Here is a 25,171-nt window from a genome sequence, read left to right as displayed (position 1 = left end):
CCACAGGCCGCTTGCGGCCATCGAGAAACGCCGGTGAATTGGTCTGCATATTATTGATATTAAAATCATTTCATCCACAATACGGCGTCCTGACTGTATTGTGCGCTGGCATGGTAAGACTCTGTGGTTGTTTGTTTTGTGATCTGCTGTTCATTATTGATCTTTGTATGGGGAAAACTTGCTGGCTTGGTGACATCTGTTGAGATGACCCGTTACAGCAGCAGATCGATGATGGAAAAGGCGCGTCATCTGCAGCTGATGGGCAAGTTGGCCTGTAACTTGCTCACCATCTTGTCATGGTGGGGAGCAGATCCCCGGACGTCGGCTCGGCCGACAGGCAGCTTGGAGCCCTCATGGATATCAAATCGTATGGCCAGCAACTCGCCCAGAGTGCGTCCCACAACCGTGCCCTGGCCACCCTCAGCGCCAATGACAGTCAGCAGAGCAGCGGGTGGGAGCAGCAGGTCAGCCTCTCCAGCCAGGTGCTGACCGGCAAGGCGCAGCAGGCGCTGACCTATGAACATCTGGCCAAAAACAGCAAGAGCCCGTCGCTTATCGAAGGCGTCAACAATAGCGGGATGCAACAGCTGGTGGACAAGGCGCTCGGCTTCGATCGCAAAAAATTTGACGATCTCGAGCGTCAGCTCAAGGGCATTACCGATAACAAGCAGCTGTCGGCCGAAGAGCGGGAGACCCAGAGCAAGGCACTGACCGAGCAGCGCGATGCCATGCTCAAGGCGGCCATGGATCGCCTGACCGGCAAGCAGAGCAGCGAGCAGAAGAGCGCCTAGGGATAATGATTCAAATGGCCATCTGTCGCCCCCAGGGGCAAGCGCTTGCCTGATGCAGGCCCGATGATGGCGGGTCAGTGACACATTCAGTGACACATTTAGTGATAAACAGCAGGGAGGACCGAGGCCGCTCCCTGTGGGATACATGATGAAAGAGTAGAGGAGCCGTTATTGCTTCTGCGGCTCAATCCCGATGCCGACGGCGGTGGTCTGGACCGCCTTGATCTGATCCCCCTTGGCGATCAGGGCGAACTGGGCCGGGTCATTGACCTTGACGGTGAGGGTCTTGTCCACGCCCTTGACCTTGATGGTCTGGTGCGCCTTGTCGATATCGATGACATCGGCATAGATGGTGACCTGCATGCCAGCCCCGGCGCCCGGTTGCTGACCGGCGGCGGCCTTGCTCCCCTCGACTTCCACTACACGTTTTCTCACGCCGGCGGTGCCCTTGAGCAGCTCCAGATCCAGCAGTTGCAGGTATCTGAGCGCAACCTCGTCACCCACCTTGACGTTCTTCAGATTGGTCACCTCGTCACCGGCGACCAGATCGAAGCTCTGGCCTTCGGCATTCTTCAGGCTGACCTTGCGGGTCGTCTGGTCGATGGCGGTGACGGTGGCCTTGGCAGTCACCTCCTCCGCGAGGCTGGCCTGACCGGGCGCCATGGCCACGTTGGTGGTGACTTCGGCAGCCTGTACCAGAGTGGCGGAAAGAGTGAACAAACCGGCAATCCATGCGTGTTTCAGTTTCATGATTGAGACCTTATGGCTAGGAAACGGGACCCCTGAGAGGCGCCCTGATGGCGATACGGCGGTGGCGCCATGACGATGGGGAGGCTCTACCTCACCTCATCCCGCTAACACCATAGCAAAGTCGCACCTGAGTACCCATGCTAGAAATGCCATCATCCCCATTTTGGTAGCCCGCTCCCGTTTTTGACCTCTTGCGAGCACGGGCGCACAATCCCCCTGCATGCATTCAACCGAGGGCTCTGCCGTGTACAACTTCCAATATGCCAATCCTACCAGCATCTGTTTCGGGGAGGGCCAGATAGCCAGCCTGTCCGAGCTGATACCGAGCGGCAGTCGCCTGCTGGTGCTCTATGGCGGTGGCAGCATCAAGCAAAATGGCGTCTATGGGCAGCTGACCGCGGCGCTGGCGGGGATAGACTGGCAGGAGTTTCCCGGTATCGGTGCCAATCCCCAGTACAGCCAGCTGATGGAGGCGGTCGAGCTGGTGAAGCGCGAGCGCATCGACTTCCTGCTGGCGGTCGGGGGTGGCTCTGTGGTGGATGGCACCAAGTTCGTGGCTGCTGCCGCCTGCTTCGAGGGAGAAGATCCCTGGGAGATACTGTTGGACAAGGCACCGGTCAAGGCGGCGCTGCCACTGGGCTGCGTGCTGACCCTGCCCGCCACGGGTTCGGAGAGCAATCCCGCCGCCGTGGTGAGCCGGGGAGATGCCAAGCTCTCCTTCATGAGCCCGCTGGTGCTGCCGCAGTTTGCGGTGCTGGATCCCACCACCACCTACAGCCTGCCGACGCGCCAAATCGGCAACGGCGTGGTGGATGCCTTCGTCCACATCACCGAGCAGTACCTCACCTTCCCGGTGGGGGGCGAGGTGCAGGACCGGCTGGCGGAGGGCTTGCTGCAGGTGCTGGTGGACAACGGCCCCAAGGCGCTGAGCGATCCCACCAACTATCAGGTGCGTGCCAACCTGATGTGGGCCGCCAGCCTGGCGCTCAACGGTCTCATCGGTCGTGGCGTGCCGCAGGACTGGTCGACCCATGCCATCGGCCATCAGCTCACCGCCCTGCACGGGCTGGATCATGCCCAGAGCCTGGCGGTGGTGCTGCCCTCCTTGCTGCGGGAGCAAGCCTCCCAGAAGCAGGAGAAGCTGGCTCAATTTGCCGAGCGGGTCTGGCACTCCAGCCGTGAGGACAAGGCGCTGCGCATCGAGGAGGCGATCATTCGCACCGAGCAGTTCTTCCAACAGATGGGGGTGGGTACCAGTCTCGCCGACTATGGCCTCGACGAGCGCTGTATCCCGGCGATCTGCTCCAACCTCAAGCGCTTCGGCCTGACCGCGCTGGGAGAGCAGCAGGACATCGATCCGGACAAGGTGGCGCGGATCCTTTCACACGCCCGTTGATCCCCAGGATCCAGCTGCTCCAGGCTAAATGAAGCCAAACAGAAAACGCCCCGATGATCGGGGCGTTTTGCATTGCGGGGTTAGGCGTACCGGGCAGGGGATCAGGCGCCCAGATCCAGCTCGCGCTCCAGCGCCGCTGCCTTCTGCCTGGCCGGATGGGTGTTGAGTCGCTGCCAGTAGGCCTGCAGATGCGGGAACTGGGTCAGCTGACCGCTCTGGGCCAGCAGATCCACCAGGAAGGAGTTCATGATGTCGGCGCCGGAGAGGCGCTCCCCCACCAGGTAGTGGCGAGTGCTCAAGACCGCATTTAGATAGCCAAGCACCTTGGCGCACTCCGCCTTGGCATAGCCCGGCAGGAAGCGCATCGGGCTGCCGTCTTTGCGCACGAACATGTCGAGCAGCAGCGGCAAGATGCCGGAGCTCTCGGCGAAGTGCAGCCACTGCAGGTACTCGGCGTACTCGGGGTCATCCTGGGCCGGCGCCAGCCGATCGGCGCCGTGGCGGGCGATCAGGTACTCGGTGATGGCACCGGATTCTGCCAGCACCCGCCCCTCGAACTCGATGACCGGTGACTTGCCGAGGGGATGAATGGCCTTGAGCTCGGGCGGCGCCAGAAAAGTCGCGGTGTCGCGCTGGTAGGCCTTGATCTCGTAGGGCAGCCCCAGCTCTTCGAGCAGCCAGATGATGCGTTGGGAGCGGGACTTGTTCAGGTGGTGCAGGACTATCATGGGAACCTCGATTCGGTGGCAAGAGGCTGTCATACGTATCGGGCAGGCAACTGGTTCACCCGCCTGGCAAATAGAGAGCGGGCACTATGTCAGTGCCCGCATTTTTACCGACTCAGGCCTCCAGCGCCTGATCCAGATCCGCCAGTATGTCTTCGATGGCCTCGATGCCCACCGAGAGGCGGATCATCTCCGGTTTGACCCCGGCCCTGGCCTGCTCGGTCTCGCTCAGCTGGCGGTGGGTGGTGGAGGCGGGGTGGCAGGCAAGGGACTTGGCGTCGCCGATGTTGACCAGCCGCTTGAAGATCTTGAGCGCATCGTAGAAGCGCACCCCGGCCTCGTACCCCTCCTTCAAGCCAAACGAGAGGATGGCCGAGGGGCGGCCGCCCATGTACTGCTCTGCCAGCGGATAGTGAGGGTGGTCGGGCAGGCCGGCATAGCTGACCCATTCTACCTTGGGGTGGCGCTTGAGGTGATGGGCGACCCGCAGGGCGTTATCCACGTGGCGCTCCATGCGCAGGCTCAGGGTCTCCAGCCCCTGCAGCAGCAGGAAGGCATTCATGGGGGCCAGCGCCGCGCCGGTATTGCGCAGCGGCACTGTCCGTACCCGGCCGATAAAGGCTGCCGGACCAAAGGCATCGGTGTAGACCACCCCGTGATAGGAAGGCTCGGGCTGGGTGAGCTGGGGGAAGCGCTCTGCATGATCCGCCCAGGGGAACTTGCCGGAATCGACCACCACACCGCCCAGCGAGTTGCCGTGACCGCCCACGTACTTAGTGAGGCTGTGCACGACGATGTCGGCACCGTGTTCGATGGGTTTGCACAGCACAGGGGTGGCCACAGTGTTGTCGACGATGAGCGGCACGCCACGGGCGTGGGCCACCTCGGCGAACGCCTTGATATCGACGATGTTGCCCGCCGGGTTGCCGATGCTCTCGCAGTAGACCGCCTTGGTCTTGTCGTCGATGAGGGCGGCGATGGCCTCGGCGCTGTCATCCTTGGCGAAGCGCACCTCGACCCCGAAGCTCGGCAGCATGTGGGCAAACAGGGTGTAGGTGCCGCCGTAGAGCTGGGGCGTCGAGACGATGTTGTCATCGGCGGCGGTCAGCGCCTGGATGGCGTAGGTGATGGCGGCAGAGCCCGCCGACACCACCAGTCCGGCGATCCCACCCTCCAGCGCGGCCAGTCGCTGCTCCAGCACGTCGTTGGTGGGGTTCATGATGCGGGTGTAGATGTTGCCGGGCACCGCCAGGTTGAACAAGTCCGCCCCGTGCTGGGCGCTGTCGAACTCGTAGGCCACCGTCTGGTAGATGGGCACGGCCACCGCCTTGGTGGTGGGGTCGCTGGAAAAGCCGTGGTGCAGGGCCAGGGTCGCATCTTTCATCACACACTCCTTGTTGGATGTTGCTCGTTGCCGTTGTTATAGATGGATAGACGTCCAATCTAACAGGCCCTCGTCCGAAGTAAACAAGCAGATCCGGTATAGCTATTGCACTCCTTCGCTACAGGCGGCGGCGGTACTCCCTGTCGTCTATCTGGGTCATGTCCCATTGCATCAGGCGATTGAGCTGAGCCATGGGATCCTCCACCAGTGACAGCGGCTGGGGCAGGATCCGCTTGAAATAGCGGCGCAGGGTTTGCTGGATCCGGTTCGGTTTGGGCAAGGTTTGCTGGCTCATGATGGTGCTCCTGTGCGGTGGTTCTCACGTTCGCCAACAGTATTGAGCTAAAATGAGGAAGTAAAAACTGACGACTTCATTGCCAAGGATTTCCTCTTTTATGCCCAGCAGTCGCCTCTACCAGCAATTTCAACGGCTCGCCCATCAGCTCGGCAGCGACGAGCGGGAGCTAAGCCTCGCCGAGGTCGCGGATCTGCTGTGCTGCACTCCGCGCAACGCTCGCCTCCTGCTCAAGCGCATGCAGGCACAAGGCTGGCTCAGCTGGTCGGCCGAGGCGGGGCGGGGTCGCCGCTCCCGGCTGGTATTGCTCGACAGCCAGGAGAACCTGATCCGGCGCCGACTGCGGGATCTGCTGAGTCAGGGCCTGCTGGCCCAGGCGGTACGGCTGGCGGAAGACAGGTTGGATCTGCTCACCCCCTTGCTCATCGAGCAGCTCGGCCAGGCTACCAGGGAGGGGCGCCAGATCCTGCGGGTGCCCTACTACCGGCCGTTGCCCCGCTTGCTGCCCACCGATCCGCTGCGGCGCTCCGAGGTACACCTGAGCCGCCAGATCTTCAACGGTTTGACCCGGCGAAATGAGGAAAATGGGGAAATAGAGGGAGATCTGGCTCATCACTGGGAGCGGCTCGGCCCCTGCCATTGGCGCTTTTACCTGCGACCGGCGGTGCGTTTCCACCACGGCCGCGAGCTGGGGATGGAGGATGTGATCGAGAGCCTGCTTGGCTTGCGCGAGCGCCCGCTGTTTGCCCATCTCAGCGAGATCGAGAGCCCCTGGCCGCGTACCCTGGATCTGCATCTGGATAGCCCGGATCCCTGGCTGGCCCACCTGCTGGCCGAGCCGGTGGCGGCCATCTTGCCGCGAGAGCTCAAGGGGGAGCCGGGCTTTGCCCTGCAGCCGGTGGGCACCGGCCCCTACAAGGTGATCACCAACGATCCCCTGCACCTGTGCCTGAGTGCGTTTGACGACTACTTCGGCCTGCGCGCCCTGCTCGACGAGATCGACATATGGATGTTGCCCGAACTGGCGGAGCGATTGGAGAGCCACCTGCAGCTCGGTCATGACAGCCCGGAGCTTGGCACCATGCGCGGTGAGTCGGAGCTGGAGTCCGGCTGCTATTTCCTGCTGCAGGACGACAGGGCCGAAGCCTTGCAGGATCCGGCTCTGCGCCACTGGCTGGCGACCCTGCTCAACCCCATCGCCCTGATGGCGCGGGTCGCCCCCGAGTTGCAACGGGGCTGGACCAGCGCCCTCGGCCTGTTGCCGCACTGGCGCGAGCCCCTGCCGAGCCCGCAACCCGGGCCTGCGCAGCTGCCGGTGCGGCTGGTGCTTGCCTGTTTCAACCAGCACCTGGAATTCAATGAATGTGCCGGTGCCATGGCCAGCCTGCTGGGGGAGCAGGGCATCACGCTGGAGGTGCGCAGCCTAGATTACGACCGCTGGGTGAGCGGGGAGGATGAGGATGTGGATCTCTGGCTCGGCACCCTCAACCTCGAACATGCGCAAGCCTTCGCTCCCTATGCCTGGCTGTTGGGCACGCCCTTGCTACAGAAGGTATGGAGCCGCCAGACGGGCCTGTGGCAGGGCTTGACGCAGTGGCGTGCTTGCGGCGCCGAGCCGGGACCGCGCGCCTTGCTGGCCGAGGTGCAGCGGCAACACTGGTTTGTGCCGTTGTTTCATCACTGGCTGGAGCTGGAAAGCCGGGTTGGCGTGCATGGGGTGCGCATGACGGCGCTCGGCTGGTTCGATTTTCGCAGCGCCTGGCTAAAACCCGTACAGGCAGCTGCAGCGGAGGAAACCTGAGCTCGCTCCCACCCGCACGCCGGGGTGCTTGAGTCGCGAGGATTACCGCGCTAGCCTGTGCGCGGTCCCACGACAAGGAGTCGATATCCATGCTGGAAATGCAGATCCAACCCCGTTTTCAAGAGACAGACGCCCTCGGCCACATCAACAATACGGTGCCGGCGGTCTGGTTCGAGTCGGCCCGGGATCCCCTGTTCCGCCTCTTCTCCCCCGAGCTGGATGTGCATGACTGGCATCTGATCATCGCGGGCTATGCGGTGCAGTTCAAACGGGAGCTGCGTTATGGTCAGCAGGTATCGATCAAGACCGGGGTGCGCCGTATCGGCACCAGTTCGTTCACGCTCTGGCAGGAGGCCTGGCAGGGCGGCGAGCTGGCCGTCACCGCCGAAACGACCCTGATCCATTTTGACTACCAGACCCGTCAATCCCGTCCCCTGAGCGAGATGCACCGGGAGGGACTGCGGGTCTGGCTGGTAGAGAGTTAATCCTGGCCTGCGGGCCCATCACAGGACACTTATGCGCAATACCCTGATCGCCCTGAGCCTCGGCTTGGGATTGGGACTCAGTTCCCTGCCTTCGCTGGCCGCTACCCTGACCGAGCAGTTCAATCTGATGGAGAAGGGGGCCGAGAGTGCCCTCGATACCCGGCAATTCAGCCACGACGGCGTCGATATCAAGGCTTGGATCGACGGTGCGCCCGTCATCATCGCCGTGCCTATCATGAACGAGCAGGGCAAGCTGGAGGGGGAGAGCCGGTACTACTTCAAGGCGGGCCAGCTGTTTGGGGTGAAGGAGCCTACCGCCCAATTTGCCTTCGACGACAAGGGCACCCTGACTCAGTGGCTGGATGAGAAGGGCCAGCCGGCCGAGTTCGTCAGCAAGATGAGCATGCAGCAGCGTCAGGAGTGGCTCATCAAGCGGGCCGCCGAACTGAGCCAGCTGTTCGTGCCGAGCCAGGTTGAACAGAAAGCCGCCAAGGGGGGCGTCAAGCTGAAGGGGGCCGAACTGACCCAGTGGCTGTGCAGCGGCAAGCTGATGGCGCTGGCCAAGGGCGACAAGGTTGAGGTTGAGCCGACGAAGATCAAGGTGGATGCCAATGGGCTGGAAGGGGAAGTCTCCCTGCGCCAGGACAAGGGCTGGCAGGATCTCTGCCTCAAGTGCGAGGTGCAGGGCACCCAGGTGACGCGCCTCACCTGGCAGTCCATGCCCGCGGCCAACAAGCCGCTATAAGCCGGGACGAGATGGAAAAAGGGGCCAAGAGGCCCCTTTTTTATGGCATTTCACCGAGTTTTAGTCTGGTTAGTGCCTCGACTCTTCGCCATTGCTCTGGTTGAAACCAGTTCGACAGTATCTCCTGCTGCTGCATGGCCCTGTCACCGACGGAAAGCGAGGTCAGCTCCGCCAGATAGCCCGCCAGCTGCTGATCGAATGCCTGTCGGCTCTGATCCAGCTGGTGCAACCTGTCCACCGCCTCCGGCCCCACTCGCTCCTGCAGCACGGCATCCCGCTCGGCCGGCGCCAGCGGATCCAGCCTTTGCAGATCCCCTAGTAGCTGGCTGTTGGCCTCGGCGTCCCTGAACCACTGGGGTTGCTCCGCCAGCCAGAGTTCCAGCTCGGTGGCCAATCCCTGTTTGTCAGCCTCGCTCGCCTCTGCCAACGCCTTGCGGCGCAGGGTCCACTGCTCCATCAGCCGATCCTCGGCAAACAGCTGCTCCTGCTCGGCGCTGGTGAAGCGTTGCTGGCGCAGTTGCTCACGCTCATCGAACAGCCGTTGCAGGCTGGTGAGCCCGGGATCGGTCGGTACCGTCAGGCTGCCTTCCGCCGTCAAAAAACCGCGATAACGGCGCATCAGATCGTCCGTTTCGTCACTGTCGCCCTGCTCGAGGCGCTGGGCCAGCTGGTGGCGCAGCGCCCCTTGCTCGGGCGCCACCTCGAGGGGAGCCTCTGCGCTCGGGCAGAGCCACAATATCCCCAGCAGCAGGGTCGGGCAGAGCAGCCCCAGCAACACCACACCCCGCTTCATAGCCCCAGTCTCTGCAAGCGGTTGGCGTGCTGGCGATAGAGGGTCACGGGATCTGTCTCAAACAGGTGGTGGATGCCGAACGACTGGTTCACCTCGTCCAGGTGGTTCATCCGATAGCCGGTGCCGATCACCTTGCCGAGGTGGCTGCTGCACACTCCGACCAGGCCGTCGTTGGGCTCCTTGAAGAAGGTGCCGGTCAGCGCCAGCGCCGGATCCACCGGATCCAGGATGTTGGTCATGTTGCCGCGTCCGCTCCAGGAGAAGTAGTAGACGCCGTTGGTGGCTTGCAGCGGCCCCTCGCCGCAGTAGCGGCTGGGCAGCCCTTCCGGGTAGTGCTGGTTGAAGCGCTGGGCACCGGCGCTGGTCAGGGCCTCGAGGGAGGCGAGGGGATCCTGGGGCAGGTTGCCGCCACCGGAGAGCAGCGAAATGACGCCGGACAGCGCCGAAGCGGCCGCCAACGCGAGTTGTTCCGTCACCGAGCCGGGTTTGACCTTGGCACGCACCAGATCCGCTATCTCCGAGCCCTGGTTGACCCCGCCCACGCTGGTGGCGGAGGCGACCAGCTCGGGGGCGACCGAGGCCACGTAGCGAATGGTGGGGCCGCCGTGGGAGTGGCCGATGAGGTTCACCTTCTCGGCCCCGGTGATGGCGAGCACCTGCTGCACCTGCTTGAGCAGCTGTTCACCGCGCAGCTCGGAGCTCTGGGTGGCGGACACCTGCGCCACGTAGACGCGGGCGCCGTCCCGGGTCAGGGCCTGGGGAATGCCGTAGAAGTAATCGACCCCGAGCAACTTGTCGAAACCAAAGAGCCCGTGCACCAGCACTATGGGGTAACGGGTCTGGGTATAGCCTGCCGCCTGAGTCAGCATGGGCAGCGCGCACAGCAGCATCAACAGCCATCTCTTCATTGTGATCATCCTTGTGTGCAAGGCTGCCGAGGAGCAGCCACCGGCGTCATGCCAGTACTGTCAGCATGGTATCCGCACTCGAATGTATCTGTGGATGCGATCACTAAACCGGCCATTGCGATAAAACACTACCCATATGGGCAGGAGCCCGCCGTTGAACTATCCCTTGTGTTCCCCCCCTCAAATAAGTTAAATAATAATTATTATCATTTGAGTGTTAAAGCCATGACGGGAACCTGGGTGAAGGGATGGGTCGGTGCCACCGACGCGGACAACAGCATGGCGCACTGGAAGCAGCAGACCCTGTGCGGCAATCGTCATTTCGATGCCGGTGAGCATGCCAAGGCGCTCGACTACTACCAGCAGGCGCTGTGGCTGGCCCGCCAGCAGTTCTCCTTCTGGCACGATTCTGACGAAGCCGTGGCGGCGCTGGTGGTGGCACACCACAACCTGGCGGATCTGCTGGTGGCGATGACGCTGCCGGACAGGGCCGCCGACATGCTGTGCCACATCCACGATTGCCTGATCGCCACCAGCCAGTCCCCGGCCTGCTCCACCTCGCTGCGGGCATCCGCCTTGCGCCACAGCCGCACCACCCATACCGAGCTGCTGGCCTTCGTGCGCAAGCACGGCACCCACGATGGCATTCAACGCTGCCTCGGTCAGTGCCAGTGTCAGGCCGAGCCCGCAGCCCGATTGCATTGATCCCCAATAAGAGAGACGAACATGAGCCATACCCTGCCCGCCCTTGCCTACGCCTACGATGCACTGGAACCCCATATCGACGCGCTGACCATGGAGATCCATCACAGCCGTCATCATCAGACCTACATCACCAACCTCAACGTCGCACTGGAAGGAGCCCCCGAATTTGCGGCCCTGCCGGTGGATGAGCTGCTGCTCAGCTTCGACAGCCTGCCCGCCAAGGTGCAGGGGGCGGTGCGCAACCACGGCGGCGGTCACGCCAACCACAGCCTGTTCTGGCAGGTGATGAGCCCGCAGGGCGGTGGCGAACCCGCTGGCGAGCTGGCCGAGGCGATCGCGCGGGATCTGGGGGGGCTGGATGCCTTCAAGCAGGCCTTCACCCAGGCGGCGCTGAGCCGTTTCGGTAGTGGCTGGGCCTGGTTGACGGTGAACAAGGAAGGCAAGTTGCAGGTGGAGAGCAGCGCCAACCAGGACAGCCCGCTGATGCAGGGTAATGTACCGATCCTGGGGCTGGACGTGTGGGAGCACGCCTACTACCTCAAGTACCAGAACAAGCGCCCCGATTACATCGCCGCCTTCTACAAGGTGGTCAACTGGCCGGAAGTGGCCCGTCGCTACCAGCAGGCGCTGGGCTAAGTACCACCTTGCTCGACCCATCAAACAAGAGACCCGCCATCAGGCGGGTCTCTTGTTTCTGTCTGTTCAGGGGGCGGTTGCCGTTGCCGCGCTGGTTACCGCTGCCGCGCTGGTTGCCGTTGCCGTGCTGGTTGCCGTTGCTGCGCTGGTTGTCGCTGCCGCGCTGGTTGCCGTTGCTGCACTGGTTGCCGTTGCCGCGCTGGTTGCCGTTGCTGCACTGGTTGCCGTTGCTGCGCTGGTTACCGTTGCTGCACTGGTTGCCGTTGCTGCGCTGATTGCCACAGCCGTATTGGTTACGCTGGCCTTATCGAGCGGCTTTTTCACCGGCACCACGGGGGGAATGGGCAGGCAGGGTTGGCTGGTGCCTATGCTGCTCAGCGCCTGGCAGGGGATAGGGCCACCGATGACGATGGGCTCACCGAGGAACTTGGGGCCCTTGTCCAGTACATAGAGATCGAGCAGCCCCATCAGCCGGGCAAACACCTCGCGTACCCGGGTGCGGATACCTTGATAGGCGCTGGGATCCAGTGCGTTGTAGCCGACCGCGTCGATGCCGAAATGGCGGGCGATGAAGATGGCGCGCTCGTTGTGAAACGCCTGGGAAACCACGGTGAAGCGGGCCTGGCCGAACACTTCCTTGGCGCGCACTACGGAGTCCAGGGTACGGAAACCGGCGTAGTCGCTGTAGATGGCGTTGGCCGGGATGCCGGCCTGGATCAGGGCTCGCCGCATCTGGCGTGGCTCGTTGTATTGCACGGTGGCGTTGTCACCGGAGACCAGGATGTAGTCCACCTTGCCGCTGTTGTAGAGCTCGGCGGCGGCCTTGATCCGGTACTTGAAATAGTGGTTCGGGCTACCGCCGATCAGGTATTTGGAGGTGCCGAGCACCAGGGCGACCCGGTTATAGGGCACCGCATCGACGTCGTCATAGGTGTAGTGACGGGCGTCCGAGACGGTCCACTCGCTGTAGCCCAGCAGCGTAGCGGCAGAGGCCAGCAACAGGCAGAGGCAGGCGAGCAGGATCTTGGCAAACTTCTTCATGCGCGGTGCGTTCGGGTCTGAAGTAAGGGATGACAGGGGGCCATTCTATTACAAGTTGGCGGTTGGCGTCAGGCTTGATAGCCGGCAGTGGTGTCACTCGGGCAGAGACTGTCGTGGGCGGGGCGATTTCTGTTCATCCTTTGCGCGAAAAAAACAGGGGCAGCCATGGCTGCCCCTGTCGATCAATGCCTCATCCTCAGTGGGAGGAGTCGTTGGCCTTGCACTCGTCAGACTCCTTGTTGGACTCCCACCAGGGCAGCAACTCTTGCGCTAGCCACTGCTGATAAGCCTCGCTGTCGCTGGCGATCAGCTGATCCAGCTCGGTCTCGAAGGCGCTCATCGCCTGCGACTGATCCGGGCCTCGCAGGGCCTGGGCCAGTGCCAGCCAACTGCCGCCACGGCCGGTCTCGTTCAGGAAGCGATGCACCGTATAGGACCAGGAGTAGACCATCTCGCCCCCCTTGTCGTAATCCAGATGCAGGATCTCGGCGAGGCTCGGCCGCTCGGTGGCCGGGCGGGCAGCGACGTTGTCCATGCCGCGGGCGAAGCACTGACCGTGAGCGATGAACTCCGCCAATCCTTCGGACCACCAGGTGGTGCGGTTGAGAGGATAGTGGCCGAAGCTGCCGTACTGGTTGAAGCGGCCATCCAGGTAGTGCACGTACTCGTGACGCAGGTTCCACACCTGGAAGGCGGGGCGTTTCCACTCCGCCTCGTAGGCGAAGAAGCGGGCCTGGTTGCCGGGACGGGCCGGATCTCCCTCGATGTAGATGCCGCCGTTGTCGGTGGATACGCCACCAAACAGGGCGCCGCCATAGCGTTTCCAGTCGGTGGAGGAGTCGAAGATCACCAGCTCCAGCGCCTCATTGTGATCGTCCGCTACCGGCTGACCGCCGGTCTCCATCTGCCGGTGGAACTGCTGCTCCTCGGCGCCCAGCTCACGGCAGATCCCCTCGGCCTGACTCATGGTCAGCTCCTGGGCCCGCAGGCGCAGGGTCGGCGAGCAGGTGTGCTCGAACGGCAGCACATCCTCCATCCGGATCGGGGTGCACAGGCCGGCAAAGTCGCCGCTGATGCAGGCCTCGCTGGTGCGATCCGTGTAGGTCAGGTAGTAGGTGGAGAGGGTCAGGGACATGTCGTCCAGCAGCGTCTGGCTCTGACTGCCACCCGGGATCAGGCCATGATGGCGGATCTGGGCGATGACGGCCTCATCCAGCTGCTTGCGATAGGCTTCGGCTTCGTCCGGGCGAGTGTAGCGGGCAACCCGGTAGAGGCGGGTGTAGGCGTCCAGCACGTTGTTGAGCAGGAACAGATCCGCTCCGTCCCGTCCCTGCCACAAGGCGAGTTCGCTCATGCCGATGGCACGCAGCTGCTGGCGCAGCTCATCGTCTTGCTGGCGGAAATCAGCGGCGAAGGGGGTCGCATAGTCGCTGGCGAAGTCGATGAAGTTGAGCAGATCGAACAGGCCAGTCGCCCAGGGGTGGCGGCCATTGATCTCGCTGGCATGTTGGGTGCTGTAGGCAAGCATCTGGTTGAACTGGCCGAGCAGGGTGCCGAACCGGCTCTGCACCGCCGGGCTCCTGAACTGGCCATGCAGGGCGATGCTCCAGGCGCCGATGACGGCCCCTACTTCGTCCGTGGCCTGCTCGGGATAGAGCAACGGATGGGCGCCGAGTGCGGTCAGGGCCTCGGCCAGGGCCTCGGCGGCGGCCGGGCCATCTTCCTGATGCTTGCCGTAGTTGTAATAGTTGTGAGCGCGCACGTATTCGAGCAGCTGCTTCATGGCCGGGTGGGCGGGCTGGTTGGCCGCCAGCAGGCGCTGGATGCCGCGAGAGACCACTAGCAGCTTGTGATCGTCGTGGCCGTAGTTCTCCTGCCACACAGGTGCGGGTTGGCCACTGGCGTCCTGCACGATTTTGGCGGCCTCAGCATCCAGCAGATCCGTATCAGGGAGGTCCGGCTCGGAGCAGGCGCGACCATCGCTGCGGCGGCAGTCGAGCAGCTCTTCCTTGCTGGCCAGCACTATGGGGCGATTGAGCACCCGGCTCTCCTGCCATTCGCTGGTCTCCGGCAGCGCCTGCCACTGGCTGCCGCCGACCGGATATTGATAGCCGGTGTCTTTCAAGACCACCTGCACCTCGCTGCCGGCGGGCAGGGTCTGGCGGCAAACTCGGAAGCTGATGACCTTGTTTCCCTCCTGGCGCGTCTGGGGCTCATCGCACTCCTGCTGGGTCTTCGCCTCCTCCAGCAACCAGCTGTATTGGCGCCAGACGTGCAGTTCGCGCACCTGGCTGGCGGCCTGATTGCCCGCCACGGGTTGCAGGCGGAAGAAGATCTGCTCGAGTCGGCCATCCCGCTCGTTGGGGGTCTCCTCCAGCACGCTCAGCTGCTGCCAGTCTTGGGGCCGATACTGCCAGCTCTGCTCGGCGCAGCGACCCTCGGCATTGAGCTCGCAGCGATCCAGCTCCTGTTCGCTGTGGCCGAGCACCAGGCGCTCGGGCAGCGGCAGGGCATCCTGGCGTGGCGCGGTCGGGGTGCCCGTCAGCGGCTCCCAGCGCCCCTGTAGCAGGCCGTAGCCGAAGTCATAACTTCTGGCTGGCACTGCCTTGCCTACCGGCACCACCTGCTCGCAACTGCGATAGCGGATCTGCCAGCCCTGCTCGACCTTGAGCTGCGGCTCGCCGCACTGCTGTTCGGCCAAGGCGTCCAGGTTGGCCGACTGCCAGTCGAAGCGGCGATAGACCCGCAACTGCTGATAGGGTGCGTTGCCGTCACTAGCACTCAGTTCATAGGTGACTTCGGTGACCCGATCGCCAAGCTGGCGACTCGACTCGCCGTTCAGCCGGTAGTGCTGCCAGTCGGCGCTGTAGTTGGCCTGCGCCGAGGTGGCGAGCAGGCCGGGGGCTGCCAATAACAGCAGCCTGATACCCAGGTGGTTCATTGTGATCCCTTTGGTGGATGGAGTGGCGTGGGGGAACCGGGCAGGGTATTGGGTTCCAAAGGAACATCAACAAACCAGATGGGGCGGGGCAATCATTCCCTTCTCATGCAACATAACAAAAGCAGCCCCATTAGGGGCCGTACCGATAGCAAGGACTCAGCCCCATATGGGGGGCAAGTATCAGATTAAGGTGTCGTGGACAGGATAGTCGAATAGGAGGGGGTTCAGGCCGAGGCAGCCAAGGTGGCGAGTCTGGTGCGGGAGGGCTTGAGGCTGCCGCCAAGATCCGGCCAGGACAGCCAGCGGTCCGGCACCATGAAGCCGGGCAGTGACTGCCGGATCCAGGCACTCAGCTCGGCATGGGAGACGGGCTCGCCGTGCCAGTCGATAAAGGCGGCGGGGCGCTGGCCCCACTCGTCGCTCGGGATGGGCACCACCAGCGCCTGGGCCACGGCGGGGTGATCCACCAGCCGCTGCTCTATGGTCTCCGGCTGGATGTTCTCGCCGCCGGAGATGAAGAGGTTGTCGAGCCGTCCCTCCACCACCAGCTCGCCGCGCTCGGTGACGTGCCCCTTGTCGCGGGTGTGGAACCAGCCTTCTTCATCGAGTGGCCGCTCCAGCTGGCCGCCCTTGAAGTAGCCGGCAAACAGGGTGGCGCCCCGCACGCAGATCTCCCCCTGGCGGATGCATACCTCTCGCCCCGGCAGCGGCCGGCCGACCACTCCGGCGCCGGTGGGCTGGCCGGTGCAGACCTGGCTGCCCATCTCGGACAGGCCATAGCTCACCTTGGGAGTGATGCCCAGCGTCTTGAGACGGCTCACCAGGGGCTCGGGGATGGCGGCGCCGCCGAGCAGCAGTTCGCGCAGCCGGGTGTTGGCGGGGTCGAAGCCCTGGGCCAGCAGGCGCCAGAGCTGGGTCGGCACCAAGGATAGGTGGGTGATGGGCGCTTGTGTCAGTCGCGTGCCGAGGGGTTGGCTGCGATCGTCCAGCACCAGGCTGGCGCCGGCCAGGAAGACCCGGAACAGGATGGCGTAGCCGCCGACGTGAAACAGCGGCAAGGAGAGCAGCCAGCCACAGTCGCCGTCCAGCGGGATCAGAGTGGCGGAGCCCCGGGCCGAGGCCAGATGATTAGCGAGGCGATGCACCACCGCCTTGGGGGTGCCGCTCGATCCCGAGGTGAGGATCATGTTGCACAGCCGCTCGGGATCCAGCGCCAGCAGATCATGGCCCGCAGCCAGCTCGGCCTCGGTATCCAGTCGCAGGGGTTGCCAAGGGCCGTCCGGGATCTCTCCCGCCGACCAGAAGGCGGCAACCTCTAGCTGGGCGGCCAGCTCTGCTTGTTTTTCCAAGGGGAAGGCGGGATTAAGCGGGCAGAAGACGATACCGCTGCGCACACAAGCCCAGGCAATCAATACATCTGCCTGCGCGCCACGCACCACGGCGGCCAACCTGTCACCCGTGTTCAAACCAGCAGATTCAAGCTGTCGACACAGGGCGTTAAGCCGCGCGTCCAGTTGTCGGTAGCTGAGGGCGTTGTCGCCGTGGATGGCGATCCGCTCCGGCGCCAGGTTTGCCCAGTGGCGCACCGGGCAAGGCTCGCTGCTCTGCTCGATCTGGGGCGACTGGGCCTCAATCACGGTGGAACAGAGGCTTGAGTTTGCTCAAGTCGGGCTGGCCCTGGGCATCCAGTAGATCCCCCGCCAGCCAGCGCTTGGTGTCCAGGCCCGGGGCCTGGTCCGGCGCCCATTCGCCGGCGAGACGGGCGAGCTGGCCGAGGCCGACACCGGACTCGAAGCAGGAGGAGACGATCACTTTGAGCTTCAGCTCACGGGCGCGGGCCACCAGCGCCTCGCTGTTGGCGAGGCTGCCGAGCAGCATGGGTTTGAGCACCAGCGCCTTGAGCTGAGGGATGGGCTGCCAGGGATCGCCCCGGCTCAGCAGCTCATCCAGCGCCACCGGCATATTGGTGCGGGCGGCCACGAAGGCGATGTCGTCGAAGCTGGCGCAGAGATCTTCCAGGTATTCGATCCGGTTCGGATCCAGGTGACCGCAGAAGGCCCAGGCCTCCTCGCGGGTCCAGCCCTGGTTCGCATCCAGCACCAGCTTGAGGGTCGGGCGTCGGTCGAGCAGCAGGCGGATCAGCGCCAGCTCGTCACGCATGGGGTAGCGGGCCACCTTGAGCTTGGCCTTGAGGGGCGTCTCGTGCAGCCAGACTTTCCAATTCTTGAGCAGCTCCTGGGGGGAGCCCTGAATGAGGGGATAGGGCTCGGGCAGGGAGGCTGTCTGGGCGGGCCAATGGCGACGAGCACAGTCGACGCCAAATTGTACCGAAGGCAGCTGAGGGCTGATGGTCTCTCCCTTGGCCAGCTGCGTCAGGCAAGCAAGTGCCTCGCTCTGGGCTTCGGCCAGGGTTTCCTTGGAGAAACCGGGCAGGGGGGCGATTTCCCCCCAGCCGTCGTTGATGCGCACCAGCAGGCCCTCTCGCGCTACCTCCACCTTGCCGTGAAAGGTCAGAGGCTGGGTAAAGGGCAGATGGTAGCGATAGAGGGCGAGTGTCATCAGGGGTTCCGTTTGTATTTGGAGAAGTCGGGACGGCGTTTCTCGTTGAACGCGTTGCGCCCTTCCTGACCCTCTTCGGTCATGTAGAACAGCATGGTGGCATTGCCCGCCAGCTCCTGCAAGCCGGCCTGGCCGTCGCAGTCGGCGTTGAGGGCCGCCTTCAGGCAACGCAGCGCCATCGGGCTGTTTTGCAGCATCTCGCGGCACCAGCGCACAGTCTCGCGCTCGAGCTCCGCCAAGGGCACCACGGTGTTGACCAGCCCCATGTCGAGGGCTTGGTTGGCATCGTACATGCGGCACAGGAACCAGATCTCGCGGGCCTTCTTCTGGCCGACGATACGGGCCATGTAGGAGGCGCCCCAGCCGCCGTCGAAGGAGCCGACTTTCGGACCGGTCTGGCCGAACTGGGCGTTGTCGGCCGCAATCGTCAGGTCACACATCATGTGCAGCACATGGCCGCCGCCGACCGCATAACCGGCCACCATGGCGACGACCGGTTTGGGGCAGGTGCGGATGTCGCGCTGGAAGTCGAGCACGTTGAGGTGATGGGTGCCTTCGTCATCCTGATATCCACCGTAGTCGCCCCGGATCTTCTGGTCGCCACCGGCGCAGAACGCCTTCTCGCCGAAGCCGGTGAGGATGATGGTGCCGATATGATCGTCGTAACGGGCATCGGCCAGCGCCTGCAGCATCTCTTTGACGGTGCGGGGACGGAAGGCGTTGCGCACCTGGGGACGGTTGATGGTGATCTTGGCAATGCCATCCTGGGACTTGTGATAGAGGATGTCCTCGTAACCGGCGGAGCAATCCTGCCACTCGATGGGTGCATACAGTTCGGCTTCGCTCATTGCTTCAATCATGGAGCTTCTCTTCTGGTTGGTTAACCCACTCCCGCAGGAGCCGGGCAAAAGTCTCGGGCTGGCTGGCGTGCAGATTGTGGCCGCCATTCATGGTCAAGTGATTGATATTGCAGCCCAACTTTACCAGCTGGCAAGCCAGCCGATGGAATTTTTGATCCTCCGTGCCGGAGATCCAGGTCACCGGCAAGGGCGCGGACGCAAGCCAGGGGGCGAGATCCGGCTGTTTGCCAAGGGAGGTGGCGCGCAGCATGGCGGCCACTGCCTGACCCTGATTGCCGAGCCGGCGCCTTATCTGGCGGGCCCGTCCGGCGGCGTCGAGATCCGCAAACACCGGTTGGCGGTACCAGTCTGCCAGCACCTCGGTCAAGGGCTCGCCCTCGAAGCGCCGGGCCCAACCCTCATCGTGGGCGATGCGGGCCGCGCGCTCGGCGGCGGGCAGGCCCGGATGGCAGTTCTCCAGCAGCAGGGCCTGCAACCCGGCAGGGGAGTGGCTGGCGTGATAGAGCGCCAGCCGCCCACCGAGGGAGTAGCCCACCAGCCGGTAGCGGCGGATGCCGCGCGACTCAAGCTCGCCACAGAGCCATTCGTTGGCCTCGTCGAAATCGCTCACCCGCAGAGGCTGGTTGTGACCGTGGCCCGGCAGATCCAGTGCGTGGCAGTCGACTCCTGGTAGGGCATCGATGACCGGCTGCCAGTCGCGGCCATCGCCGAGCAGGCCGTGCAGCAGCACCAGCGGCAGCTTGTAGTCGCCTGGATTAGAGGTCACGGATCGCGCTGCCCAATGCTTTGAGATCCTTAGCCACTTCGTCGTGATGTGGAACCTTGATTTCAATCGGGATGATGTTTGCCTCTGCGCTAGTTGCCACGGATCGCACTACCCAATGCTTTGAGATCCTCGGCCACTTCATTGCTCGGCACCTTGATTTCAATCAGGGTTGCTCGGGTTTGCGAGCTTTGGTCTTCCAAGGCGGCTGTATAGACCTGCTCGAACTCGGCCAGGGTGGTGGGCGCGTGATAGGCGAGGCCAAACATGGCGGCGGCGTGATCGAAGTGCAGGCCGTGGGGCAGGCAGTAGTAAGTCTCCAGCAGCTGATCCTGGGTCGGCACCGGCAACATGCGAAAGATGCTGCCACCGTCGTTGTTAAGCAGCATAACTACCAGCGGCCGACTCGCCTTGCCGAGCAGAGCCAGGCTGTTGAGGTCATGCAGGGCACTGAGATCCCCGAGCAGCAGGGTGGTGGGCTGATCGCTTGACTGAGCAAAGCCATAGGCCGTGGCGATCAGGCCATCGATACCGGAGGCGCCGCGATTGGTCATCACCCGGCTTGGCCCCTTGCCGGTCTCGCCGAGCATGTCCATCAAGCGGGCCGGCATGCTGTTGCCGACAAACAGCTGACCTTCAATCAGCTCGTTCAGGCGGTGGCAGACCCCGAGTTCGGAGAAACGATCGCAGGCGGCGCGCACCTGACGGGTCGCCTGTTGCTGGCGTTCCGCCAGCTTGTGCCAGGGTTGCTGCTGCTCGCCAACCGGGTGGGCGGCGGTGAAGGCGACGGGCTCGCACAGCAGGCGGCGACGCAGCCGGTAATCCGGGTCGAGCCGGGCCGGCTGCGGATCCACCAGCCAGTAATCCTGCCAGGGGTGCTGCTTGATAAACTGGCCGAGCCGCTTGGAGATGAGGCGGGCACCGAACTGCAGCAGCACCTCGGCGCGGGCCAGCTCACTCACGAAGCAGCTGTTTTGCAGCGCCAAATCCATATGAATGAGGTTGCGACTGTCAAAGCGGATCTGGCTCTGCAGATCCGCCAGCAATGGCCAGCCGAGGCGCTGTGCCAGTTCGGCCACCGTCTGGCCCTGCACCGGATCCTGGATGCGGCCCGCGACTATGACGCCGCGCTTGCCCCGCAGTGCTTCCCAGTCGGGCTGGATGGGGCAGCTCTGTTCGCTCGGGAGCCAAGGGCTCCAGGGCTTCTCCGAGCACAGCCAGTCGCCGAGGGGCGCCAGGTAGTCGCCGAAATCCAGATAGGCATCACCGGGGTAGAGCGGCTCGGGGTACATGCAGTTGAAATGCACTGGGCCGGGAGTGCGCGCCTGCTGGGCCAGGGCCTGATCCACCGAGCTCAGCACGAAGGCGGCGGGAATGGTCTGGGTGGGGCTCGGCAGATTGAGCTGATAGACGGGGTAGTGACCGAAGATCCCTTGCTGATCGATGGCCTGGTTGGCGCCGTTGTCAATAAGCTCCGGGGGGCGGTCGGCCGAGAGGATGATGAGCGGCACCCCGGTCAGCTGGGCCTCGGCCACCGCGGGCCAGAGGTTTGCCACCGCGGTACCCGAGGTCATGATCACCGCCACCGGTCGGCCCGTGCCCTTGGCGAGGCCGAGTGCCATGAAGCCCAGGCCCCGCTCGTCAAAATGCAGGTGACGGCAAAAGCCGCTGTGGACGGCGGCGGCCATGGTGAGGGGCGCCGAGCGGGAGCCGGAGGCCAGCGCTATGTCCCGCACGCCGAGGCGATAGAGCTCCTCCAGCAGCAGGGAGGACCAGACGTGGTTGAAGGTGGCATGGTGAGTGGCAAACTCTGGGCGCGCGGACATGAGGCTCTCGCAGTGAGGAAACGATGGAAAACGCTATCCCAAGAGGGAGAGCACGTTGGCGATCTTGTTGTCGAGTTCGGCCCACTCGGCGGCGGGTTCGGATCCCGCCACTATGCCGGCGCCGGCAAACAGACGGATGGCCCCGCCCTGGATCAGGGCGCTGCGAATGGCGACGGAGAACTCCGAGGTCTCCCGGCTCAGCATGCCGCAGGCACCGGCGTACCAGCCTCTGTCATAGGGCTCGTGCTCACGGATGAAGGCCAGCGCCGATTCGCGCGGGGCACCACCCACCGCCGGGGTAGGATGCAGGGCGTCCAGCAGTTGCCAGTCACAGACCCCGGGCTTGAGCTCGGCTTCGATGTCGCACTTGAGGTGTTGCAGCAACCTCAGCTTGAGGATGCGCGGCTCGGTCAGGCTGGTATGGGTGCTGAGCGGTGCCAGTCGGCTGAGGATATCCGCATGAACCAGTCGGTTCTCCAGCCGGTTCTTGCTGTCGGCCAGCAGCTCGGCGGCCAGGGCCTGGTCGATGGCATCATCCCCGGCGCGGCGTATGGTGCCAGCCAGCGCCTCGGTGAGCAGGTGGCGTCCCTCCCGGCGATAGAGTCGCTCGGGGGAGCAGGAGATAAAGGCCTGCTCTGGGCTGAATTGAAAACCGAAGTGGAAGCACTCCTGGGCATGCTGCGCCCATTGGGCCAGTAGGGACCAGGGGGAGATGGCGGTTTGACCATCGTTCGGCTCATCATCCCCAAGGCGGCTCTCCCGCGACAGCACTACCTTGGGGGTGTGGGCTTGAAACTCGGGGGCGGTGACCCGGGCCACCAACTGCTGCCACTGGGCGCGGGAGGGGCAATCCGTACGCTGCCAGCTGTGCTTGTGCAGCGGCGGCAGGGGCGCTTCCGGTTGCAGAAGATCCAGCGCGGCTTCGGCGGCTCTCAGCTCGGCCTCGAAGGCGTGTGCCTGATCGCGCGCCGGCAGCCAGAGGTTCAGGCAGAGGCTGGCACACTCGCCCCGGCGTACCAGCTCGATGCGTGGCAGCACGAAACGGCAGGGGCCAAAGTCCGGCCAGCCGGGCTGGGTCGGATCGAATGCCAGCCCGCCGTAGTAACGGGGACTGTCTTCGCTGTCGATACCTGTGTTGTCACAGACGCGCTGGATATCTTGCGGACGGGTCAGCTCATGGATCCGGCCGAGGGCGACATATTCGGGCCGGGCCGGGCCACGGGCCTGCCAGTAGATGCGGGGATAGAGAGTCTGCGCCGCCAGCCAGCCCAGAAAGGAGTGTACCTCGACCGCCACGCGCAACCGCACGAAGCCGCTGACAGTGCTGTGACGCAGGGCGTCCAGTTGTTGCTTGATATGGGTCTGAGCCAACATGGATGTCGTGTCTGAGCCGGATAGTGGCGATCGCTCTGGAGGGAGGATGGCGCAGGTTGATGCCAAAGGGCGATGATTTCCTATATATTATCTGCCCATTCTTCCATGTAAATTGCCCGAGGGAGCCTAAAGCCCCCACGGAGCCAAGTATACCTAAATCCGGTTCGATAACCCTTAACACGATCAATATCTGATTGTTTGGCCATCACAATATGACAAATACCTGCTCTGTTTGGTTGCTGGCGGCGCGTTTGCGAACACTGCCGCTTGCCTGTTCTTCCATCTTGCTGGGCTCGGGCCTCGCCGCCAGCCGGGGTGCCTTCGACGGGGCCATCATGGGCCTATCCCTGCTGACCGCCATCCTGTTGCAGATCCTCTCCAACCTGGCCAACGACTACGGTGATGCGGTATCCGGCGCCGACAACGGCGAGCGGATCGGTCCCCAGCGCGCCGTGGTCTCCGGCCTCATCACCCGTAAACAGATGTGTGTGGCCATGGGATTGACCGCCCTGGCGGCGGTGGTGAGCGGACTGGCCCTGCTTGCCTGTGCCTTCGGGGAGGCCTGGCAGCAGATCCTGACCTTCGTCCTGCTCGGCGGCGCGGCCATCGTTGCGGCCATCACCTACACGGTGGGCAAGACGCCCTACGGCTATCGCGGTTTTGGCGACATCTCGGTGTTCCTGTTCTTCGGCCTGCTGGGGGTGCTCGGCTCCTACTACCTGTTCACCCATACCCTGCAGTGGGATCTGCTGCTGCCGGCCACCGCCTGCGGTCTGCTGGCGACGGCTGTGCTCAACATCAACAACGTGCGCGACATCGAGACCGATGCCGCCAGCGGCAAGATCACCCTGGCGGTGCGGCTCGGTCGCAACCGCGCCATCGTCTACCACTGGCTGCTGCTGGGAGCGGCGCTACTCACCACCATCGTCTTCCTGCTGACGCAGCAAACGGGTCTCTGGCCCTGGATCTTCCTGCCCGCCATGAAGCCGCTCACCGATGCCGCCCGCACCCTGCGGGTGAGCTTCGATGGTGAGGTGCTGACCGGCGCCCTTAAGAAGACCGCCATCAGCGCCTTCCTGTTCAGCCTGCTGCTCTCCATCGGGTTGGCGCTCTCCTAGGCAAGAATCCGTACCCAAGCGCTAGTCATGAAGGCCCCTTTGAGGGGCCTTTTTTGTGGCTATCACCGCCACTTTTTCCAATCAATTCAGTCCCATTGAGGTCATGTCTCCTAAAATGGCCGTGATCCGGTCGGCAATATTGAGAAATTCTCGGGGCAGGCTCAGGAGTTGTGACGGGGCCCGATTGTGGCGCCAGGGTGATTGCTATACAGATGTAGCTGTATCTGGCATTTCGTGTAAAAACCATGGAGGGAGCACACTGATGGACAAGTTAGGGAAACACCTTGGATGGATGCTGATGGCGCTGGTCGGTGCCAGCTCCCTCGGTTATATCGCCCTCAATCGGGGCGAACAGATCAACGCACTCTGGATTGTGGTTGCGGCGGTGTGCGTCTATCTGATCGCCTATCGCTACTACGGCCTGTTTATTGCCAAGCACGTGCTGGCGGTGGATGCCACCCGGATGACGCCGGCGGTGCGTCACAACGACGGTCTGGACTATGTGCCGACCGACAAGAAGGTACTGTTTGGCCACCACTTTGCCGCCATCGCCGGTGCCGGCCCCCTGGTCGGCCCGGTGCTGGCGGCCCAGATGGGCTACCTGCCCGGCATGCTCTGGCTGCTGGCCGGGGTGGTGCTGGCGGGGGCGGTGCAGGACTTCATGGTGCTGTTCGTCTCCACCCGCCGGGATGGCCGCTCCCTCGGTGAGCTGGTCAAGGCGGAGATGGGGCCGACGGCCGGCGTCATCGCCCTGATTGCCACCTTCATGATCATGGTGATCATCCTGGCGGTGCTGGCGATGATAGTGGTCAAGGCGCTGGCCCACAGCCCCTGGGGCACCTACACCGTGGCCTTCACCATACCGCTCGCCATCTTCATGGGGATCTACACCCGCTACCTGAGGCCGGGCCGCATCGGTGAGGTGTCGATCATCGGCCTGGTGTGTCTGATCTTCGCCATCGTCTCCGGTGGCTGGGTGGCCGAGAGCGAAACCTGGGCGCCCTATTTCGACTTCGATGGTGTGCAACTGACCTGGATGCTGGTGGGCTACGGCTTCGTCGCCTCGGTACTGCCGGTCTGGCTGCTGCTGGCGCCGCGGGATTACCTCTCCACCTTCCTCAAGATAGGCACCATAGTGGGCCTCGCCATCGGCATACTGGTGACCCAGCCGACCTTGCAGATGCCGGCGCTGACCCAGTTCATCGACGGCACCGGCCCGGTCTGGGCCGGGGATCTGTTCCCCTTCCTGTTTATCACCATCGCCTGTGGCGCCGT

At 63.7% G+C, this 25,171-nt stretch carries 23 protein-coding genes; 9 read left to right on the top strand and 14 right to left on the bottom strand.

Going from position 1 to position 25,171, the window contains the following annotated elements:
- Positions 1 to 353 precede the first annotated feature (353 nt).
- Positions 354 to 791, top strand: coding sequence for a hypothetical protein (locus BN1137_RS06060; protein WP_050717722.1), 438 nt, complete (start codon positions 354 to 356; stop codon positions 789 to 791).
- Positions 792 to 959: 168 nt separating this feature from the next.
- Here the strand turns inward: BN1137_RS06060 and BN1137_RS06055 are convergent, their stop codons facing one another.
- A complete protein-coding gene (locus tag BN1137_RS06055; protein WP_050717721.1) occupies positions 960 to 1,541 on the bottom strand; it encodes a hypothetical protein in 582 nt (193 codons plus the stop codon).
- Positions 1,542 to 1,761: 220 nt separating this feature from the next.
- On the opposite strand from BN1137_RS06055, the gene BN1137_RS06050 reads away from it, so the two are divergent.
- On the top strand, positions 1,762 to 2,937 hold the full coding sequence (locus BN1137_RS06050) for an iron-containing alcohol dehydrogenase (RefSeq protein ID WP_083443380.1): 1,176 nt from the start codon (positions 1,762 to 1,764) through the stop codon (positions 2,935 to 2,937).
- Positions 2,938 to 3,038: 101 nt separating this feature from the next.
- Here the strand turns inward: BN1137_RS06050 and BN1137_RS06045 are convergent, their stop codons facing one another.
- The 3 genes from BN1137_RS06045 to BN1137_RS22340 form a co-directional block, all read right to left on the bottom strand.
- Entirely contained in the window at positions 3,039 to 3,665 is a 627-nt protein-coding gene (locus BN1137_RS06045) for a glutathione S-transferase family protein (RefSeq protein WP_050717719.1), read from the bottom strand.
- A 112-nt stretch (positions 3,666 to 3,777) separates the two neighbouring features.
- Positions 3,778 to 5,046 (bottom strand): O-acetylhomoserine aminocarboxypropyltransferase/cysteine synthase family protein, encoded by a 1,269-nt coding sequence (locus BN1137_RS06040; protein WP_050717718.1) that lies wholly within the window; start codon positions 5,044 to 5,046, stop codon positions 3,778 to 3,780.
- Between the two features lie 118 nt (positions 5,047 to 5,164).
- Positions 5,165 to 5,341, bottom strand: coding sequence for a hypothetical protein (locus tag BN1137_RS22340; RefSeq protein ID WP_157433643.1), 177 nt, complete (start codon positions 5,339 to 5,341; stop codon positions 5,165 to 5,167).
- 100 nt (positions 5,342 to 5,441) lie between these two features.
- Between BN1137_RS22340 and sgrR the strand changes: the two genes are divergently transcribed.
- From sgrR to BN1137_RS06025, 3 genes are all read left to right on the top strand, one after another.
- Positions 5,442 to 7,142, top strand: a complete 1,701-nt coding sequence (gene sgrR / locus BN1137_RS06035; protein WP_050717717.1) for an HTH-type transcriptional regulator SgrR — start codon at positions 5,442 to 5,444, stop codon at positions 7,140 to 7,142.
- A gap of 89 nt (positions 7,143 to 7,231) precedes the next feature.
- A complete protein-coding gene (locus BN1137_RS06030; protein ID WP_050717716.1) occupies positions 7,232 to 7,627 on the top strand; it encodes an acyl-CoA thioesterase in 396 nt (131 codons plus the stop codon).
- A 31-nt stretch (positions 7,628 to 7,658) separates the two neighbouring features.
- Positions 7,659 to 8,372: a hypothetical protein gene (locus BN1137_RS06025; protein ID WP_050717715.1), complete on the top strand. Its 714-nt coding sequence runs from the start codon at positions 7,659 to 7,661 to the stop codon at positions 8,370 to 8,372.
- 40 nt (positions 8,373 to 8,412) lie between these two features.
- Here the strand turns inward: BN1137_RS06025 and BN1137_RS06020 are convergent, their stop codons facing one another.
- Positions 8,413 to 9,165: a lipase secretion chaperone gene (locus BN1137_RS06020; protein ID WP_050717714.1), complete on the bottom strand. Its 753-nt coding sequence runs from the start codon at positions 9,163 to 9,165 to the stop codon at positions 8,413 to 8,415.
- Entirely contained in the window at positions 9,162 to 10,073 is a 912-nt protein-coding gene (locus tag BN1137_RS06015) for a lipase family alpha/beta hydrolase (RefSeq protein ID WP_050717713.1), read from the bottom strand. The genes BN1137_RS06020 and BN1137_RS06015 overlap by 4 nt, the downstream gene beginning before the upstream one ends.
- A gap of 279 nt (positions 10,074 to 10,352) precedes the next feature.
- On the opposite strand from BN1137_RS06015, the gene BN1137_RS06010 reads away from it, so the two are divergent.
- Entirely contained in the window at positions 10,353 to 10,778 is a 426-nt protein-coding gene (locus BN1137_RS06010; protein ID WP_050717871.1) for a hypothetical protein, read from the top strand.
- Positions 10,779 to 10,799: 21 nt separating this feature from the next.
- The gene (locus BN1137_RS06005) at positions 10,800 to 11,414 is read left to right on the top strand and encodes a superoxide dismutase (RefSeq protein ID WP_050717712.1); all 615 of its coding nucleotides are present in this window, start codon (positions 10,800 to 10,802) and stop codon (positions 11,412 to 11,414) included.
- A 66-nt stretch (positions 11,415 to 11,480) separates the two neighbouring features.
- On the opposite strand, the gene BN1137_RS06000 is transcribed toward BN1137_RS06005, so the two are convergent.
- The 8 genes from BN1137_RS06000 to BN1137_RS05965 form a co-directional block, all read right to left on the bottom strand.
- Positions 11,481 to 12,455: a SanA/YdcF family protein gene (locus BN1137_RS06000; protein WP_050717711.1), complete on the bottom strand. Its 975-nt coding sequence runs from the start codon at positions 12,453 to 12,455 to the stop codon at positions 11,481 to 11,483.
- Between the two features lie 196 nt (positions 12,456 to 12,651).
- On the bottom strand, positions 12,652 to 15,396 hold the full coding sequence (locus tag BN1137_RS05995; RefSeq protein WP_050717710.1) for a collagenase: 2,745 nt from the start codon (positions 15,394 to 15,396) through the stop codon (positions 12,652 to 12,654).
- A 224-nt stretch (positions 15,397 to 15,620) separates the two neighbouring features.
- Positions 15,621 to 17,033, bottom strand: a complete 1,413-nt coding sequence (gene menE / locus BN1137_RS05990) for an o-succinylbenzoate--CoA ligase (RefSeq protein WP_083443379.1) — start codon at positions 17,031 to 17,033, stop codon at positions 15,621 to 15,623.
- Positions 17,026 to 17,955 (bottom strand): o-succinylbenzoate synthase, encoded by a 930-nt coding sequence (menC, locus tag BN1137_RS05985; protein ID WP_050717709.1) that lies wholly within the window; start codon positions 17,953 to 17,955, stop codon positions 17,026 to 17,028. Before menC ends, menE begins: the two co-directional genes overlap by 8 nt.
- Entirely contained in the window at positions 17,955 to 18,815 is an 861-nt protein-coding gene (gene menB, locus BN1137_RS05980) for a 1,4-dihydroxy-2-naphthoyl-CoA synthase (RefSeq protein ID WP_050717708.1), read from the bottom strand. Before menB ends, menC begins: the two co-directional genes overlap by 1 nt.
- Complete coding sequence (gene menH, locus BN1137_RS05975) at positions 18,808 to 19,581, bottom strand: 2-succinyl-6-hydroxy-2,4-cyclohexadiene-1-carboxylate synthase (protein ID WP_050717707.1); 774 nt, start codon at positions 19,579 to 19,581, stop codon at positions 18,808 to 18,810. Before menH ends, menB begins: the two co-directional genes overlap by 8 nt.
- Before the next feature lie 89 nt (positions 19,582 to 19,670).
- Positions 19,671 to 21,404 carry a 2-succinyl-5-enolpyruvyl-6-hydroxy-3-cyclohexene-1-carboxylic-acid synthase gene (menD, locus tag BN1137_RS05970; RefSeq protein WP_050717706.1) on the bottom strand — a complete coding sequence of 578 codons (1,734 nt, stop codon included), beginning with the start codon at positions 21,402 to 21,404 and terminating at the stop codon, positions 19,671 to 19,673.
- A 33-nt stretch (positions 21,405 to 21,437) separates the two neighbouring features.
- Positions 21,438 to 22,778: an isochorismate synthase gene (locus tag BN1137_RS05965; protein ID WP_050717705.1), complete on the bottom strand. Its 1,341-nt coding sequence runs from the start codon at positions 22,776 to 22,778 to the stop codon at positions 21,438 to 21,440.
- 212 nt (positions 22,779 to 22,990) lie between these two features.
- Here BN1137_RS05965 and BN1137_RS05960 point away from each other — a divergent pair, with 212 nt between their 5' ends.
- Together BN1137_RS05960 and BN1137_RS05955 are read left to right on the top strand one after the other, a co-directional pair.
- Positions 22,991 to 23,896, top strand: a complete 906-nt coding sequence (locus BN1137_RS05960; protein ID WP_050717869.1) for a 1,4-dihydroxy-2-naphthoate polyprenyltransferase — start codon at positions 22,991 to 22,993, stop codon at positions 23,894 to 23,896.
- A gap of 262 nt (positions 23,897 to 24,158) precedes the next feature.
- On the top strand, positions 24,159 to 25,171 hold a 1,013-nt coding region (locus tag BN1137_RS05955), incomplete at its 3' end, for a carbon starvation CstA family protein (RefSeq protein ID WP_332309844.1).

Origin of the sequence: Aeromonas tecta (genome assembly GCF_000820185.1) — a bacterium.
Classification (GTDB): domain Bacteria; phylum Pseudomonadota; class Gammaproteobacteria; order Enterobacterales; family Aeromonadaceae; genus Aeromonas; species Aeromonas tecta.
The sequence above is the reverse complement of the archived record's forward strand: the minus strand, read 5'-3'. Positions and strand labels throughout refer to the sequence as shown.